Origin of the sequence: Chitinophaga pendula, assembly GCF_020386615.1 — a bacterium.
In the GTDB taxonomy this organism is placed as follows: Bacteria; Bacteroidota; Bacteroidia; order Chitinophagales; family Chitinophagaceae; genus Chitinophaga; species Chitinophaga pendula.
The window spans coordinates 7,519,271-7,536,367 of record NZ_CP077769.1 but is presented as its reverse complement, the minus strand read 5'-3'; the positions used below and the strand labels follow the sequence as shown (position 1 = coordinate 7,536,367).

At 49.6% G+C, this 17,097-nt stretch carries 12 protein-coding genes; 1 reads left to right on the top strand and 11 read right to left on the bottom strand.

What is annotated here, in order from left to right:
- Positions 1–225 precede the first annotated feature (225 nt).
- Positions 226–1,149, top strand: a complete 924-nt coding sequence (locus KTO58_RS28525; protein ID WP_225859971.1) for a TIGR01777 family oxidoreductase — start codon at positions 226–228, stop codon at positions 1,147–1,149.
- Between the two features lie 295 nt (positions 1,150–1,444).
- Here KTO58_RS28525 and KTO58_RS28520 read toward each other — a convergent pair whose 3' ends face one another.
- The 11 genes from KTO58_RS28520 to KTO58_RS28470 form a co-directional block, all read right to left on the bottom strand.
- On the bottom strand, positions 1,445–2,686 hold the full coding sequence (locus KTO58_RS28520) for an alkaline phosphatase family protein (protein WP_198315077.1): 1,242 nt from the start codon (positions 2,684–2,686) through the stop codon (positions 1,445–1,447).
- A gap of 58 nt (positions 2,687–2,744) precedes the next feature.
- Positions 2,745–4,205 carry a SusD/RagB family nutrient-binding outer membrane lipoprotein gene (locus KTO58_RS28515; RefSeq protein ID WP_095841356.1) on the bottom strand — a complete coding sequence of 487 codons (1,461 nt, stop codon included), beginning with the start codon at positions 4,203–4,205 and terminating at the stop codon, positions 2,745–2,747.
- 19 nt (positions 4,206–4,224) lie between these two features.
- The gene (locus tag KTO58_RS28510; protein WP_095836145.1) at positions 4,225–7,635 is read right to left on the bottom strand and encodes a SusC/RagA family TonB-linked outer membrane protein; all 3,411 of its coding nucleotides are present in this window, start codon (positions 7,633–7,635) and stop codon (positions 4,225–4,227) included.
- 47 nt (positions 7,636–7,682) lie between these two features.
- Positions 7,683–8,678 (bottom strand): FecR family protein, encoded by a 996-nt coding sequence (locus KTO58_RS28505; RefSeq protein ID WP_095836146.1) that lies wholly within the window; start codon positions 8,676–8,678, stop codon positions 7,683–7,685.
- A 128-nt stretch (positions 8,679–8,806) separates the two neighbouring features.
- The gene (locus KTO58_RS28500) at positions 8,807–9,409 is read right to left on the bottom strand and encodes an RNA polymerase sigma factor (protein WP_225859970.1); all 603 of its coding nucleotides are present in this window, start codon (positions 9,407–9,409) and stop codon (positions 8,807–8,809) included.
- 132 nt (positions 9,410–9,541) lie between these two features.
- Positions 9,542–10,762 (bottom strand): anthranilate synthase component I family protein, encoded by a 1,221-nt coding sequence (locus KTO58_RS28495; protein WP_225859969.1) that lies wholly within the window; start codon positions 10,760–10,762, stop codon positions 9,542–9,544.
- Between the two features lie 111 nt (positions 10,763–10,873).
- A complete protein-coding gene (locus KTO58_RS28490) occupies positions 10,874–11,323 on the bottom strand; it encodes a hypothetical protein (protein ID WP_095836149.1) in 450 nt (149 codons plus the stop codon).
- A gap of 94 nt (positions 11,324–11,417) precedes the next feature.
- A complete protein-coding gene (locus KTO58_RS28485; protein WP_225859968.1) occupies positions 11,418–12,680 on the bottom strand; it encodes an adenylosuccinate synthase in 1,263 nt (420 codons plus the stop codon).
- A 165-nt stretch (positions 12,681–12,845) separates the two neighbouring features.
- Complete coding sequence (locus KTO58_RS28480; RefSeq protein WP_095836150.1) at positions 12,846–15,095, bottom strand: RelA/SpoT family protein; 2,250 nt, start codon at positions 15,093–15,095, stop codon at positions 12,846–12,848.
- Positions 15,096–15,401: 306 nt separating this feature from the next.
- Entirely contained in the window at positions 15,402–16,232 is an 831-nt protein-coding gene (locus KTO58_RS28475) for a 2'-5' RNA ligase family protein (RefSeq protein WP_095836151.1), read from the bottom strand.
- A 77-nt stretch (positions 16,233–16,309) separates the two neighbouring features.
- Complete coding sequence (locus tag KTO58_RS28470; protein WP_095836152.1) at positions 16,310–17,008, bottom strand: response regulator transcription factor; 699 nt, start codon at positions 17,006–17,008, stop codon at positions 16,310–16,312.
- Between the last annotated feature and the right edge of the window lie 89 nt (positions 17,009–17,097).

The following is a 17,097-nucleotide window of genomic DNA, read 5'->3' as shown; positions in this document are numbered from 1 at the left end:
TTTATAATATCTCGGATATAATCAAATGTAACAGTGTATCGGTTATTCAGCTACCTGACCACCGGACGGCAGCTAATTTAACCAAACCTACACGAAAAAATGCGTATCGCAAAAGGTTTGGTATCAACAATCTCCTCTCCTTACTGTTTAATTCCAAAGACAGTATTTTATTGTGTACTTTTAAGAAATTATTTTTTACACTCATCTGAACTAGATCATATCTTAATGGAGACAGTGCTCATAACCGGCGGAACCGGGCTGATAGGTACAGAACTGACCAGGCTCCTGTTGGAAAGAGGTTATAAAGTGATCATACTGAGCCGTAACCCATCCCGCAGCAGGGACAACGAACAGGTAACCTATGCCCACTGGGATGTCAACAAGCAGGCTATCGATATCAACGCCTTACAACAGGCCGACTATATAGTACACCTGGCAGGCGCCAATGTAGCCGGCAAACGCTGGACCGCCGCCCGTAAAAAGGAAATACTGGAGAGCCGCACCCGCAGCAGCGAGTTGCTATACCAGTCATTGAAGGATCATCCACATAAAGTTAAAAAATTCATCAGCGCCTCTGCTACCGGCTATTACGGCGAAAGCGAAGAAGATCAACCGGCCTTCCGGGAAAACGATCCACCGGCCAGCGACTACCTGGGTACTACCTGCGTAGCCTGGGAGAACAGTGTGCTGAAAGTAGAAAGCCTGGGTATCCCCATCGTCCTGTTCCGTACAGGCATCGCACTCAGTACCAAGGGAGGAGCCCTGAAAGAGTTCTACAAACCCCTTCGTTTCGGCTTTGCCACCATTATGGGCAGCGGCGAGCAGTGGGTCAGCTGGATACACCTGCACGACCTGGTACGGCTGTATTTCAATGCCATCGTCAACAACCAGCTGCAAGGCGCCTACAATGCCGTCGCCCCCAACCCGGTAAAACACCGGGAGCTGATCATGGCAATGGCCAAAGCCGCCAAAGGCAGCAGCTTCATCACCATCCATGTACCCGCTGCGGGCCTCAAACTGGCATTGGGAGAAATGAGTGTAGAGATATTGAAGAGCGTACGGGTGTCCAGCAACAAGATACAAGACCTGGGATTCGTCTTCTCCCACCCGACGATCACCGCCGCTATGGAACAATTGTATCCGAAGTAAACTCCTACCAAACATACCAACAGGCCGTCCGCTGTCGTTTGACATCGCGGACGGCCTGTTTTTTACCTGCTTTTATAATGCCCCCCGCCTTTACATTGTACGGACCGTTGTGAATGCCGTTATCAAAATGCAGGAAGTGAGGCCCGGTCTCGCCTGTAAAAACGGCGCCGCAGTGAGCTTCCGGACCCGTGCTGAAATGGCCGGCCAGGGTATCTAAGCTACTTCGACGTGTATATCATGCAAAAAGGGCTGTCTCTTTATCCGAGACAGCCCTTTGCTATTATACAGGATATGATCATTTAACGATCCATCTGTTCACGCTGTTGGCGGGTCCTTCCAATACGATCTTATAGAATCCGGAAGGCAGCTCTTTTACGTTGACAGTAGCCTGCTGCTGTTGCAGTGGCACTTCTCCCATCAGGCGGTATTCATCCTTTCCTCCTGTTTTAAACTGATTGGTAGTGGCCACCCATATCTTCACTTTTCCTTTCTTGTCCATCGCTTCCCATCCCAATTTAAGCTGGTCGTTGTCCAGTGTAGCCGTTGGCTTTACGAGCGACAGTTTACCGGTCAGTGGTACACCATCCATTTCACGTGCATGCTCCAACGGTATCTTCACATCCAGGAAACGGGCGATACTGGGAGCGATATCCACAATACCTGGTTGTCCGTTCTTGAAGTAGGTATTCAGTCCTTTGGCGTTGGTAACGATCCAGGTGGTACGTTCGCGATCGCTTTGTCCGCCGTGGCCCCTGCCTGTTTTGCTATCGCGGCCATGATCGGTGGTGATATAGATCTGCCAGTCTTCGCCAAACTGTTTACGTCTGTATTCGAGTGCCTGCCAGATACGGCCCACCTGGTCATCGACCATTTTCACGGCTTCATACATCTTGTCACTGTCACCATGCCGGTGTCCCATATCATCGCTGTATTCCAGGTATACCCAGTTCAGGTCGGGCGCCTGTGTACGGATATATTGTGCAGCTTCGTTTACCACTACTTCATCGATCTGATGAATGTACCAGCTTTGTTTGTCGTGTGGGAACCGGGCGGTATCTTTTTCCAGGCCATCTACATGGTGATCGATTTTCAGGTAGCCGGTTTGCGGCAGGCTATCACCCAGCAATTTGGTCCTGTTGTCCAGCCAGGTAGAGAAAACGGCTGTTTGCTTTTGCGGATAGGCCTGTTTGAAATAGCGGAAGATACTCCAGTAGTTGTAGTTCTGCGCCGCGATGTCATTGTCCCACACGTTATGTTTGTTCACCCAGGTGCTGGTAAGCAGGCTATTGTATCCAACGGCGGAGATGGTGGGTGTCTGGGAGTATCCCCCTTTTTCGCCACCTACATAAGCGCGAGTATAGCCTCCTACTGCTGAGATACTGTCCAGATGAGGAGTAGGTTGCTTCTCGATGACATCGGCAGGGATGCCGTCGACGATGATAAATACGGCCTTACGTGCCCCTCGCTGTGCCTGTACAGATAATCCACACAGCAGCAATACACAGGCGGTCATCCAAGTGATGTTGATCCTTTTCATATCGTTAAATAGCAGTTTTTATCGTTCCAAAAAATCAGGATGGGATAAAGATACGCTCCTAATCCTTTTTCAGCAGCCACATGGTGCCATTGATATTGTCACCTTCCGGATACTGGCGGTTGATCGCGTCCTGGACATTGTTACGGTTGCGGTCGAATTCGCTCTCCGGATACATCCAGCGTTTAGGGATGCGTTTGTTATTAAGCACTCCCCCACCGGAAACGTCCAGTTCAGGCAGTCCTGTACGGCGCTGCTCATAGAAAGATTGCCATCCGGAGTTCATGAAAAAGCTGATATGTTTCTGCGTCAGGATCATCTCCAGTTCTTTTCCGGCCACCAGCTGTATAGCTGGTTGTGCCAGGTAAGCGGTGATATCGGCGGCAGGTACTTTAAAGAACTCCATAGACGACTGGATGCCTTTCTTGTAGTAAGCAGCGGCATCGCCGCTTATCCAGCCTCTTACCACTGCTTCTGCCAGTATGAACTGTAGCTCGGGATAACCGAACGCAATACCTGGTTCATTGACAGGGTCGTTATAATAACGTTTCGCTATTTTGGACGCTTCACCGGAGGATACCTTGATAGAGTTCTCACTGATGGTAGCGCTACCCCTTACCCCTCCATATGCATTGAAATCCGTTGCCGGGAGCGAAGCGTATTTATTGGCCTTATCTGCGAACCGGAACAGACGGGGATCTTTCAGCGTCTGCAGTCGCTGTACGAAAGTCTCTTCCAGGTAGTAAGCGGTTTGCAGATTGTTATTATTGAAATAAGGATAACGGTTGTCTTTCAGGTCATAAAACGTGAGCTGTGCCTGATCTGACAGTCCGGTGAACAGCGGATATTTAGCCGGATCTTCCACGATCTCGCGGAAGCGCTGCCTTATATTCAGTTTGCTGTTATTTTCCTTCATCGACAGAGACATCAATATCCGCAGGCTGAAGCTGTTGATCAGTTGTTTCCAGCGTTGTATTTTCCCACTGTATACTACATCTCCCTGTATGTCTGCACCAGCAGGGTCAAGGGCAGCATTCGCTGCTTTCAGGTCGTCAAGTATCGCGGTAAATATGCTTTCCTGGCTATCGTATACCGGTGACAGCTCGCCTTCGGCTCCCTGTAATGCTGTTTTATAAGGAATATCGCCAAATGTAAGGGTCATACGCATGAAGTACCAGGCGCGGAAGAACTTAGCGACAGCCAGGTAAACCGGCTTACCAATACGCTGTGCTTCCTGTTCCATTTTCACTACCTGACGCAGGTTGCCGTAGTCGCCAAACCCGGAGCGTTGCCAGCCATAATACTGGTTATCATCTACTCCATCCGTGTATGCCAGCTGCCGGGTAGACAGCGGAGCGGAGAGGCTGATCTCGCTGAACGCTCTTGTTTCGATAGCGGTGAGTACTAACTCCGGTGAAGCCACCGTAGGTTTATTTGGATCCTGCTGGAAGTCTTCAAATTTCTTACAGGAGATCATACTGCTTATTAACAGCGGGCTCATGGCCCATAATATCTTTCGCATAATCATTCAGTTGGGTGGATCAGAATTTCAGGTTTACGTTAAAGCCCATGCTACGCATAGAAGGCGTCTGCAGGTTATCGGAACCCGGGTCCGGATCGACGTTAGGCAGTTTGGAGAACAGTAACAGGTTACGGCCTACCAATGCCACGGAGGCAGATCTGAAGAAGGTCTTGCCGATCCACTTGGAAGGCACCTGCCACGTGAGGTTCACCTCTCTCAGCTTCAGGAATGTCTCCGAGTAGTAGTTATAGTTATTGTTTGCACTGTTGCTGGTATTGATCATGTAGTCGATGTAGTTCACCGCTTTTTCATTCTTCGCGAAGGTGCGGGTATCAGCAACTACATTGCCATTACCATCGTATTTGATCTCACCGCCAGTTACTACAACACCGGCACCTACATAGGTCGCTTTACCGGCGTTGGCATCATCGCGGAACGAATTGACGGTACCGGGATGTGTACCACCCCACCACATTTTCTGGTTGGTGCTGCTGTAGATCAATCCGCCAATACGACCATCTACGAGGAAACGTAAAGAGAAGTCTCCGAGGCGGAACGTGTTTTCCACACCATATATCCAGTCCGGATCATCATTGCCGATGAAGCGGGAGAAAGGATCTGTTTTAGGGAAACCGTTGCTTTGGTATACGATATTACCTTGCGGATCTTTTTCATATACACTGGTGAAGATGCGGTCCATCCTTTCATTCACACGGATCTTGTTCAACTGGTCCTTACCGCCGAATATAGCATGCAGATATCTGCGGTAGCTACTGAAGTTGGCAGATACATCCCAGCGGAAATTACCGGTTTTTACAGGTGTTCCGTTTACTACTATTTCAATCCCCTTACGCAGGTACTCATGGCCATTTTCGCGGCGGGAGCCATATCCGCTTGCTTCGGACAAGGGTACGTCCACAATATTGTTGAAGTCTCTGGCACGGAAGTAGGTTACATCAAAGCCTAAACGATTATCAAACAACTTAAGCTCCAGACCTGTTTCCCAGGACTGTGTTGTTTGCGGTTTCAGGTTGGGGTTCATGATCGTACTACCGAAAGTAAGCGACGGGATGTTATTCCATTTTACGCCACGATCGTATGCCGGCAGATAGTTGTAGGTGTAATTATCCAATTCCAGACGACCGGCAGACACTTCAGCCCATGAGCCTCTTAGCTTCAGGTAATTAAGCCAGCGTGGCATTTTCACCAGTTCAGATACGACTAATGAACCTGCTACAGAAGGATAGAAGAAGCTGTTGTTTGCCACGGGTAATGTGGATATTTTATCATTACGGCCTGTAACCGACAGGTAGAAAGCACCATAAAATTCCATGTCTACGAAACCGTAGAAACTGTTGGTACGTCTTTCTTCCAATGCGTTAGTACCTTGCAGCGGGTTAGTAGAATTGCTGAGTGTATACAGGCCGGGGATGCTCAGACCGTCCGTACTGCTGGTCTGGTATTTCTGGTTACGATAGTAGTTGGACATACCACCTTCTGCGTGTATGCTGAAGTTTTTGCTGAAGGTATGTTCGTATTTCAGTATGAGGTCGCTGACAATATCGAAGTATTGATCGCTGCCGGTACTGAAGTTACCTCTTGACTTGTCGCTATAACGGATATAGCTATACGGTTCTTTCGAAGTGGTGGTCAGTCCATAAGTATTGACACCGGTGCGGAATTTGGCACTCAGGTCTTTATTGAATTTATAATCCAGGGAGAGTGATCCGAAGGTATTGTCTTTGTAATAACCGCGGAGGTATTCATACGCCTGGAAGTATGGGTTGTTATACCAGGACAGGTTGTAGTGGCGTTGTTGCAGGCCTTCTTTGCCAGGTAGCCAGTAGTTACGCAGGTCGCGGATATCTACATCGGCACCGGTCCAGAGTACGAGATTGTAGAGGTAGTTGGACGGGCCGTAGCCTGTTTCCGGGTAGTTGTTGGTATACTGTCTGTTGTAGCTGATACGGGCATCTGCGCGGAGGCGATCGGTGAGATCGTAATTGCCGGCGAGGCTGAAAGAGCTGTTGTTAAGATCCGTATTAGGTACTACGCCTTTTTGGTAGATGTGGGAGGCAGAAGCTCTGAAACTACCTTTGTCATTGCTTTTGGTGATGCTCAGGTTGTTGGTAGTGATCATGCCGGTGCGGAAGAAGTTGTGTACGTTGTCTTTCCCTCTGGAAAGCCAAGGTAAGGGCACCAGTTTGCCGGTAGCGGGATCTATGGGGCTATTGTACTGAGGAGTTTCCCAATAGCCGCTGGGGGTAGCAGGATCGCGTTGATCCAGTTTAGGGCCCCATATCCAGCCAGAACCTTCGGTGCCGCCGCCGGAGCCGTCTACGTAGGCGTATTTGCCTTTGTTACCGCTGCCGTACACCGATTGTACTTTAGGTATACGGATATAGGAAGGCTGAAACATGGTGGAGGAGTTGAACTCTACAGACAGTTCTTTTCCTTTTCCACGTTTGGTGGTGATCATGATGGCACCATCTTTACCAATGGAACCGTAGAGTGCGGAGGCGGACTGGCCTTTCAGTACGCTGATGCTTTCTACGTCATCCGGGTTTATTTTCCACATATCTGCCAGTTGATCGGGGATACCATCTATTACGATGAGTGGTTTGGCGCCACGTAGTGATATGCCTGCATTCTGGAACAGATCGGTGGAAGTACGTATGGTAAGACCCGCTACGCGGCCGGTCAATGAGTTAACGAGGTTAGGTTCACGTGCCTGGGTCATGGTGTTCCCTTTCACTTCCTGTACGGCGTAGCCCAGGGATTTCTTTTCTTTCTGAATGCCGAGGGCCGTTACTACTACTTCGCTGAGGCCGGAAACATCCTGTTGTAATACGACATTTATTTCGCCGGCGCCGTTGACTGGCTGGGTCACTGTTTTATACCCGATGAGGGTAAATACCAGTTGGTCGTTGGTTTGGAGACCCTGCAAGGTATAACGACCTTCGGCGTCGGTAGCGGTACCTTTTGTTTTGCCTTTAACAGCAATGGTTACACCCGGAAGTGGAGCGCCATTGCTGCCATCGGTCACTGTTCCTTTAACTGTGAATTGTTGTTGTTGCTGTTGTACGGTATTGAATGATTTAACGGCGTAATAGTTGCCATATATCCATTCGCATGTCAGTCCTATCTGCTGCAACATGGCGGGAACGGCAGTCTGCAGGTCGGCCTGTTCGAGGCGACGCATTTGTTGCTCACTGATGGTTTTACCAGCCAGTACATGGCTGTTATAGTTGAATTTGACCTTGTGAAGCTGTTCCAGCCGGCTAAATACTTCTTCCATCTGGTATGTTGACCGGGGAGCTGTTCTTACGGTCCTTGCCATCATATCCTGCGCTATGGTGGGCGCGCTGACAGCGGCATTGAGACATAATGCTATACCTACTCCCCTGAGGATAAGTAGCTTTTTTTGCATAGAGGATGCTTTTAGAATCAGTAAAACGTTGTTGTGTGTGGCGAGGGTCAATGAGCCGGCCGGATCATCATTTGCCTGCCTGATTTATCTATCCTGATATCAAGTGATTGTTCCAAGATCGGGAGGATACTTTCGAGCTTGTCTGAAGGAATGGTACCGCTGAACGGTAGCTGCTTCAGTGCCGGGTTGCTGAACCGGAACTCTATCCCGAATTGTGTTGTTATCCAGCCGGTTACTTCGGACAGGCTGGCCTGTTGGAAGGTTTGTTGTCCTACTTTCCAGCTGGAGGTAAGTGTGGTGTCGGCGGTCTGTTGTTGCAGTTGCATGGTCTGCGGATCATAGAGGACCATTTGTCCTGGTGTCAATATGATCTCTGCGTTATTGTCCCTGGTGATAGCCGCTACTTTAACTTTTCCACTATTTAAGGTGACAGCAGCTTTATTGTTGGTATATCTTACATTGAACTGAGTGCCCAGTACGCTGACCTGGAGGCTATCGCCGGCATGTACGACGAAGGTCCCTGCATTTTTGGTGGCCGGAGCGATTTCGAAGAAGGCTTCCCCATTGAGCCATACTTCCCGTTTGTTGCCATAGATCGCGACGCTATCATACCGTAATTCGGAGCGGGCATTGAGGGTGATGACGCTGCCATCTGCCAGGGTCAGTTTCCGCAGCTGTCCGTAGTCGGTGCTGATCTTTGTCCACACTGGTTGTGTAGCGGGTTGGCGCCAGAACCAGGCGATACAGATGATGATACCGATGGTAACGGCGGCAGCCATCCAGCGTAGCAGCGGGAGCGTACGGGAGCGTGGCGCCGTGGTGGCGGTAGACAGTATATGCCCAAGGATGCGTTCGGAGGCAGCCGCTTCCAGGCTGGCTGGTGCAGCGGTGTGCATCATAGCATCAATATCCGGCAGGGCGGATGCGTCGCCCTCGGAGAGGTAGGCTATCAGTTGCGCTTCTTCTGCTGGTGAAGTGCGGCCTTCGGCGTGTTTTACAAATAATTGTCTGATATATGACAGTCCCTGATGGGAATCCTCCATGTAATTGTTTTATGATCTTATACAATGCCGGATAAAAAGAGGACGACGCTTAACAGAAATTTTTTTTGAGCGGATCGCCCTTTGATGATCTGTTATAAAATGTTCACTGCTAGCGATATACCGGTAGCTTAAAAATGGAGCTCTCTCAATAGCGGGCTGGTGGTGATGATCAGCAGCGGAATAATGATGTCATGGTGGCCCTGTAGTTTCTGGCGCAGGAAGCTGTTGGCTTTTACGATCTGGTCTTTGACTGTGCTTTTGGACAATTGCAGCCGGGTGGCGATCTCTTCGTGAGAGAGCCCTTCGATACGGCTCATGTAGAAGATCAGCCGGCGTTGTGGAGGCAGCTGCTCCATGATGGCGGATTTGAGGCGTTGCAATTCTCCCAGTGAGATATGTTCTTCGGTGATATTAGAGCTAAGCGGTTGGTGGTAGAAAACGGTTCTTTTTAATGTTTCGTCCCGGGCGGATTTTTTCATCCAGTTGAACACACAGTTTTGCGTGGCCGTGTAGAGGTAGGCTTTAATGGACTGTGCGGGGTCCAGGTGCTGGCGATTGATCCAGACTTTCATAAAGACTTCCTGTACTATTTCTTCGGCCAGCATGTCAGAGCGGCACATTTTGCGTGCATAGCCATACAGCGGGTCCTTGAACGCATAGAAGAGGTCACGGAACGCGGTAGCGTCCCCTTCTCTGATCTTGGATACGTATTGCTGTACGAGTGGATCCATCTTAAGAGCGCAAAGTTGAAAAATTCTTCCGAAGGGGCCCTTGTTTGCCCTATTAAATAATGGTAAAGTATTGGACGATGCCGTTGGTTGATTGATGCTCAATATAAGCAAATAACTATCAGACCGTCAAATTTAGTGTGTTAAGCGGGAGATGACCTGGTGCATGGCTTCGGCTTTGAGGAGGCATTCTTCCCATTCTTTTTCGGGATCGCTGTAGAAGGTGATGGCGGAGCCGGTTTGGTAGGACAGGTATTGGTTGGCGGCGTTGTAGAGGATGCTGCGGATCACGACGTTAAAGTCGAAGCGGCCATCGGGGGTGATATAACCCAATGCGCCGGAGTAGAGGCCGCGGCGGCTTTTTTCGTACTGTTCGATGAGTTGCAGTACCCGGATCTTGGGGGCGCCTGTCATGGAACCCATGGGGAAGGTGGTGGCCAGCAGGTCAGTAACGGCGGTTCCTGGTCTGGGGGTGGCTGCTACGGTGGAAACCATATGATGTACCTGCGCAAAGGAGTGGATGCCGCATAGCTCTGTTACGTGTACGCTGCCTTTTTGGGCGGTATGGGAGAGGTCGTTGCGAACGAGGTCGACTATCATGATATTTTCGGCTCTTTCCTTGCCGCTGTCGTGCAGCTGCCGGGCGGCATCCTTATCAGCCTGTGGGTCTTTATGGCGGCGGGAGGTGCCTTTAATAGGCTGGGAGATCACGTTATCGCCGGTATGTTGCAGGAAGCGTTCGGGACTGGAGCAGATGAGGTAACGGTCGCCGGTACGGTAGTAGGCGGCAAATGGTGCCGGTGATAAGGCATTGAGCTGACGGAACAGGGCCAGGGGGTCGGCGGTATAGTTAGTGATAAAGTTTTCGCGGCAGAAGTTGACCTCATAGCAGTCGCCCAGGTGTATATGGTGTTGTAACTGCTGCACGGCATGGAGGTATTGTGTACGGTTCAGGTGTGCAGCGGGTGCGGGTGCATGGGTGTTGCCGGCAGTTATTGGCGGCGGAGTGGTATGGCATTGCAGGCAGGCGTTGTAGATGGCGGCGGCCGCGCTTGGTTTGGGATCGTGTATACCGATATGTACCTGTCCGGCTTCCAGCAGGATGATGGTAGCGGGCTGGAAGAAGTAGAGGTCGGGGAATCCGATGCTATCGGGGTGGCTGGAGGTGAGGCCTGGTTGTGTTTCGTTTTTGAGATCGTAGGCCAGGTGTCCGAACAGCCAGTCGCCGGTGGTATTGAAATATTGCTGTAATGCGGGGAGTGCTTTTCCTGCGGGCATTTGCAGGGATGACAGGGATTCGGTGGCGAGGATAGCTTCGTAGCGATGATACGGGGACGGGTAATCGTTATTATCCAAAAAACAGCAAATATTGAATTGGTTGGCCCAGTTCAACATTTGCTGTTTAAAAACTTTTTGGTCTAGAACGGGAAAAGTGTGAAATATCCTGATGTTAGCACGCTTTAGAGCTTAGAAATCGTCGTCGTCGTCGTCAAATCTATCGTTGAACATATCCATATCCTTGAACTCATCGTCGAAGCCCAGGTCATCATCGTCATCGCCGGTTTTTTTGCTACCGCCAGCAGGGCGACCACGTTTGCCTTTAGATTTAGGCATGTCGAATTCCTCGAAGTCAGGGTCATAATTTTCGTCATCTTCACCTTTCTCCCACGCGTCATCTGCATCATCCAGATCATCATCATTGTCGTCATCATCGTCGTCATCTTTGCTTTTGGACTTAGAAGCTGACTTATCTGATTTTTTTGAAGCAGCAGACTTACGGGGAGTTTCCTCCTCATCCTCTTCCTCATCGTCCTCTACTTCCTCCTTTTGGGGCTTGCTGGCAGCCTTGGCAGTACCTTTGGACTGCTTGGGAGTAGTTTTTTTGGTCTCTTTTTCGTTATCAGATTTTGATTTCATAATAGGTCTACTTATTTCTTTAGCGTAAAGTTTTAACAGTTTTTTTTATTCGCCAAATTTTTTTTGCGCTATTTTTTTTGTACTTTTTTTGGTCCTATTTTTCGAGAATCTGATCTCTGCCGGGTCCATTGGACACGTATGCCACGGGCACTTCCAGGTATTTCTCCACAGCGCTAACGAACGTTTTCATTTCCAATGGTAATTCATCGTACTGCTTACAATTTGCAGTTGGTTCTGACCAGCCATTGAATTGTTCCCAAACGGGTTTTATGTCTGCTTCGTTGATCTGATAAGGCACGTTTTCTGTCTTCACGCCATTGATTTCGTAGGCGGTGCAGGCGTATAGTTCGTCGAATGCGTCGAGTACGTCGCTTTTGGTCATTACGAGTTTGGTAACGCCGCTGAGCATGGAGGTATAACGGAGGGCGACGAGGTCTATCCAACCGCAGCGGCGGGGTCGTGCGGTTACGGCGCCGAATTCGTTGCCGGCAGCGCGGAGTTTGTCACCGGTTTCGTCATAGAGTTCGGTGGGGAACGGGCCGCTACCTACGCGGGTACAGTAGGCTTTGGTAACCCCGATTACATCCCGGATCCAGCGGGGGGCGATGCCCAGGCCTGTACAGGCACCGGCGGATACAGTGTTGGAGGAAGTTACGAAGGGGTAAGTACCGAAGTCGACATCGAGCATGCTACCCTGTGCGCCTTCTGCCAGTACCTGTTGGCCGGCTTTCAGCTTTTCGTTGAGGAAGTATTCACCGTTTACGATGTTCATGCTTTTGAGGAACTCTACGGCGTCGAAGAATTCGGTTTCCCATTCGGAGATATCTTCATTGAAGTTATATCCATCCAGCAGGTGTTGGTGTTTGAGTTTCAGTTTTTCGTAGCGGGCCTGGAAGTCGGCAGCCAGTACGTCGCCTACGCGGAGGCCGTTACGGCCGGTTTTATCCATATAAGCGGGGCCGATACCTTTGAGGGTAGAGCCGATCTTATCGTTTCCTTTGGACAGTTCGGATGCTTTGTCGAGTGCACGGTGAGAAGGTACGATGATATGGGTACGATCTGCGATGAAGAGGTTCTTTTTGAGATCGATGCCCAGTGCGGCGATCTGTTCGCATTCCTGTTTGAATGCTACGGGATCCAGCACTACGCCGCTTCCGATAAGGTTAATGGTCTTATCATGAAATACACCGGAAGGGATGGTACGCAGTACTACCTTTTTCCCATTTACATACAATGTGTGTCCTGCATTGGGACCGCCCTGGAAACGGGCTATCACATCATATTTACCTGCAAAATAGTCCACGATCTTTCCTTTGCCCTCATCGCCCCATTGCAGGCCTAACAAAACATCTACCATAACTGATGATATTAATTTTAAAAAGAAGTCGCAAAATTAAGGTGAAATAGGAAGAAATGCACAAATTTCTCTAGCAACAATCTTTATCGTCCACAAATGCCCGTAAATGGCTGTTCGGGCCATTTACGGGGGTATTTATTATCTGTGGGGAATATAATGTCTTTTTTACTCTTCTTCCAGGCGATTTACGGATTGGATACCATCCAGTTTTTTGAGTCTTTCCACCAGTTCGTCGAGTTCTTCTTTATCATGTACGTATACTTTGATAAGCCCTTCGAAGAGACCTTCTTTTGATTCGATGGAGAGGGCGGAGATATTGACCCTTAGTTCGCCGGAGATGATATTGGTGATTTTGTGGATCACGCCTACATCGTCCATACCGATGATACGGAGGCCGGTGAGGAAGGATATTTCCCTGTTCTTCACCCATTTGGTCTTTACGACGCGGTGCCCATAGTTAGCCAGCAGTTGTGCGGCATTGGGGCAATTGGTGCGATGTATTTTGAGGCCTTCGCTGGCGGTGATGAAGCCGAATACGTCATCGCCGGGGATGGGGCGGCAGCAGTTAGCCAGCTTATAGGCGATCTTATCGGAGCTTTCGCCAAATATGATCAGCTCGGCATCTTTCTTAGAAGGTATCTGGTGTCTGACATGCTCTTCGGGGATGTGTTCCGGCTGTTGTTGTTTGACGGGTTTGGGTGGTTCCAGTTTATCTCCCAGGACATTGAATTCTTTGAGTTCTTTCAGGTCGATGTTTTTGACTGCGATCTGGTAGTAGAGGTCGAGGGGGGATGGTTGTTTATAGAACTGGACCAGTTCGTTGATATTATATTGGCTATTGGAGATCTTCATGTGATCGAGTTTGCGTTCGAGGGCCGCTTTCCCGTCCATGGCGATCTTTCTTTTTTCTTCTTTGAGGGCGTCTTTGATCTTGGATTTGGCTTTGGCGGTAAGCACAAAGTTGAGCCAGTCTTCAGACGGTCGTTGTTTGTTGGAGGTGATGATCTCTACCTGGTCTCCGCTGCGCAGTTTATGGCTGAGGGGGACTAGTTTGTAGTTTACTTTGGCGCCGATACATTTGTTACCTACGGCGCTGTGGATCGCATAGGCGAAATCCAGTGCGGTAGAGCTTACCGGCAGTATTTTAAGGTCACCTTTAGGGGTGTATACATAGATCTCTTCGGTGAAGAGGTTGCTTTTAAAGTCGGCGAGGAAGTCGAGGGTATTGGAATCCGGGCTGTTGAGTATTTCGCGGATCTGGGAGAACCAGAGGTCGAACTTGGATTCCTGGTTACTATTCTGATTACCCTCTTTATAGCGCCAGTGGGCAGCGAGGCCTTTTTCGGCATAGTCGTTCATCCGTTTGGAGCGGATCTGGACTTCGACCCATTTACCCTGGGGGCCCATTACGGTAACGTGGAGGGCTTCGTAACCATTGGATTTGGGGTTACTGAGCCAGTCGCGGGTACGTTCGGGGCTGGGGTGATAGAAGTCGGTGATGATGGAGTATACTTTCCAGCAATCTGACTTTTCCTTATCTATAGGAGCATCGAGGATGATACGGATGGCGAAGAGGTCGTATACTTCTTCGAAGGCGACGTTTTTGGTTTTGATCTTATTATATATGGAATGGATGGATTTGGGGCGGCCATATATTTCGAAGTTAAACCCTTCTTCCTGCAGTACTTCCTTGATAGGTTTGATGAACTCGTTGATGTAGCGGGTACGTTCGCGTTTGGTCTCTTTGAGTTTCCGGGCGATGTCCTTATAGGTTTGTTGCTCGGTGTACTTCATGGCCAGGTCTTCCATCTCGGATTTGATGTTATACAAGCCGAGGCGGTGTGCGAGCGGGGCGTAGATGAATACGGTCTCTGACGCTATTTTGAGTTGTTTTTCCCGGCTCATGCTGTCGAGGGTACGCATGTTGTGCATACGGTCGGCCAGTTTGATGAGGATGACACGGGGGTCATCGGCCAGGGTAAGCAGTATCTTTTTAAAGTTTTCTGCCTGTGCGGTGCTGGTGCTGGAGTCTATGACGGTGGATATTTTGGTGAGGCCGTCGACGATGTGGGCGATCTCTATCCCGAATTCCCGTTCTACATCTTCCAGGGTGATCTCGGTATCTTCTACGGTATCGTGTAGCAGGGCGCAGATGGCGGAGCGGACACCAAGGCCTATTTCTTCTACACATATTTGTGCTACTGCCAGGGGGTGAAGGATATACGGTTCCCCTGACTTGCGACGCATGTCTTTATGTGCATCTGCTGCCATTTCGAAAGCAGTACGGACCAGTTCGCGGTCTCCTTTTTTCAGACGGGGTTTTAAGGCCCTCAGTAAGGCGCGATAATGGCGGACGATCTCTTTTTTCTCCTGCTCTTCGTCAAGATTATATTTTTGAACAACCACTGTTTCCATTGGGACTAAAGTTACGAATTTGCCGGATTTTAATGTATAAGGGGGAAATGCGCCGTCTTATATCTGCTATAAGATACTGATAATATGTGTATTAGTGAAACAATACTGCGGCCAATCGAAGGGGGAGGTGCGGCTGGCGGGAGAGTGATGGGTATAGGACGGCTATAGGAATGATACAGGAGGACTATGGGAGAGGTGGACGGGAGTGCTGGCATCCTGGTCAGGAAGGTGGGTATTGGGGGGGGCCGGAGCGGCTGGTCATCACCGCTCCGTCAGTGAGTGAATGGAAAGGGAATTTGGGGATGATCAGTGAGGAGTATTGGCGCCAAGGGGGCATTTTTGCAATACTTCCCAGCTGAGGCCATTGTGCCGGAGGAGGTACATATTGTTAACGCGGAAGGCGGCGTTGAAGGGTCTGCTTTCATAGTCGGGCCAGGCATCTGCAAACTGGTCTTCGTCGAGGTCTTTGAAGGCCAGGGTGATATGGGGGGTAAATCGTTTTCTGGCTAACATTTCGCTGAAGCCGAACTCTTTGCGGAGGAAATATATGAGTTGCAGGTGGAGGTTGACGATGGGTGGTGTTTTTTCTACCTGTATATAAATGACTCTTTTATCGGGTTGGGGTTGGAATCCGAATCCGTTGAGGAAAACTTCGAAAGGCTGCTGGGAGGCGGCGAATTCGGTGAGCGCGAGGCTTAATTCTCTTTCGAGGCCGGGGTGGGCGGTGAACGGGACTTGTATGGAGATATGCGGCATTGCTTTCAATGCGGCGACGGGGCCATAGAGCTGGGCGAATTCCTGTTTGAGGCGGATCACTTCTTTGCCGACGGCGGCATTGGGCAGGAGGGCGATGAAATATATTTTGTTGAGTTTTCTTTCGGTGTTTTTATCGGGGCGGGTGTTACGGCGGAAGTTATTTTGTTTGCCATAGTTTTTGCGCTTACGCTGGTCAGGCTGTGAATGGTCTTGCCAGTTGCGTTGCGGGGCATTGCGCCGATCGTTATTATATGAACCATCGTTATGACGATCCTGGCGGTCATGGTATGGCTCTTCCTTTCTGTATCTTTCGCGGGGGTCGTTATAGTAAGGCCTTTCATTCATTTGCTGACGGGGTTGGTTGCTCGGGGAATAAGTCATGGTGAACGTTTTTAATGATCTGATGAGGGCGTTTGCATAGTTGGGGTTGATGGCGTTAGGGGGTTGGGGTGCTATTATCAGGGTACATTGAGCCGGAAGCCTACGTTGTGTAGTGTTTCGAGGTGAATGTTGGGATCAGCGCGTAAGTGTTTTCGTAGTTTGGTAATGAATACGTCCATGCTTCTGCGGGAGAAGAAGTCTTCTTTTCCCCAGATATTGAGGAGTATATCGGATCGTTTGAGAATTTTATTGGCATTTTCTACCAGGTATTTGAGCAGCATTGTTTCTCTTGGGGTGAGTACGCCGATCTTTTGTTGTTGGTCGTCGACTACTTCCAGGAGTTCGTATTTGAATGTGAGTTTGCCGACGGTGTGGGAGGTGACGTTATCGGATCGCCAGGTGACGTTACGGCGGAGGAACACTTTCATGCGCAGGAGTAGTTCTCTCATGCTGAAAGGTTTGGTGATATAATCGTCGCCGCCTATTCTAAATCCTTCGAGGCGGTCTTCTTCCAGTGTCCGGGAGGTAAGGAACAGGATGGGGATGATCATGTTTCTTCGTCTTATTTCCTGGGTGAGTGCGAGTCCATCTTTTTTAGGCATTGCGATATCGAGCAGGCAAATGTCGAATGTCTCCCGTTGGAATTTTCTCCAGGCCATTTCGCCATCGCAGCAGTATACTACTTTATAGCCTTCGTCTTCCAGATTCTTTTTTATAACCCAGGCTAATTGCACGTCGTCATCCACCAGCAGTACACGTACTTTGTGCTGCACCATAGTGTATAGAATTTTAAGTGATTGGAAAAAGGAACTATCGGCCATCTGGTGGCCATTGAGGTTACACAGCTGACTCCCCTATCGTTTGT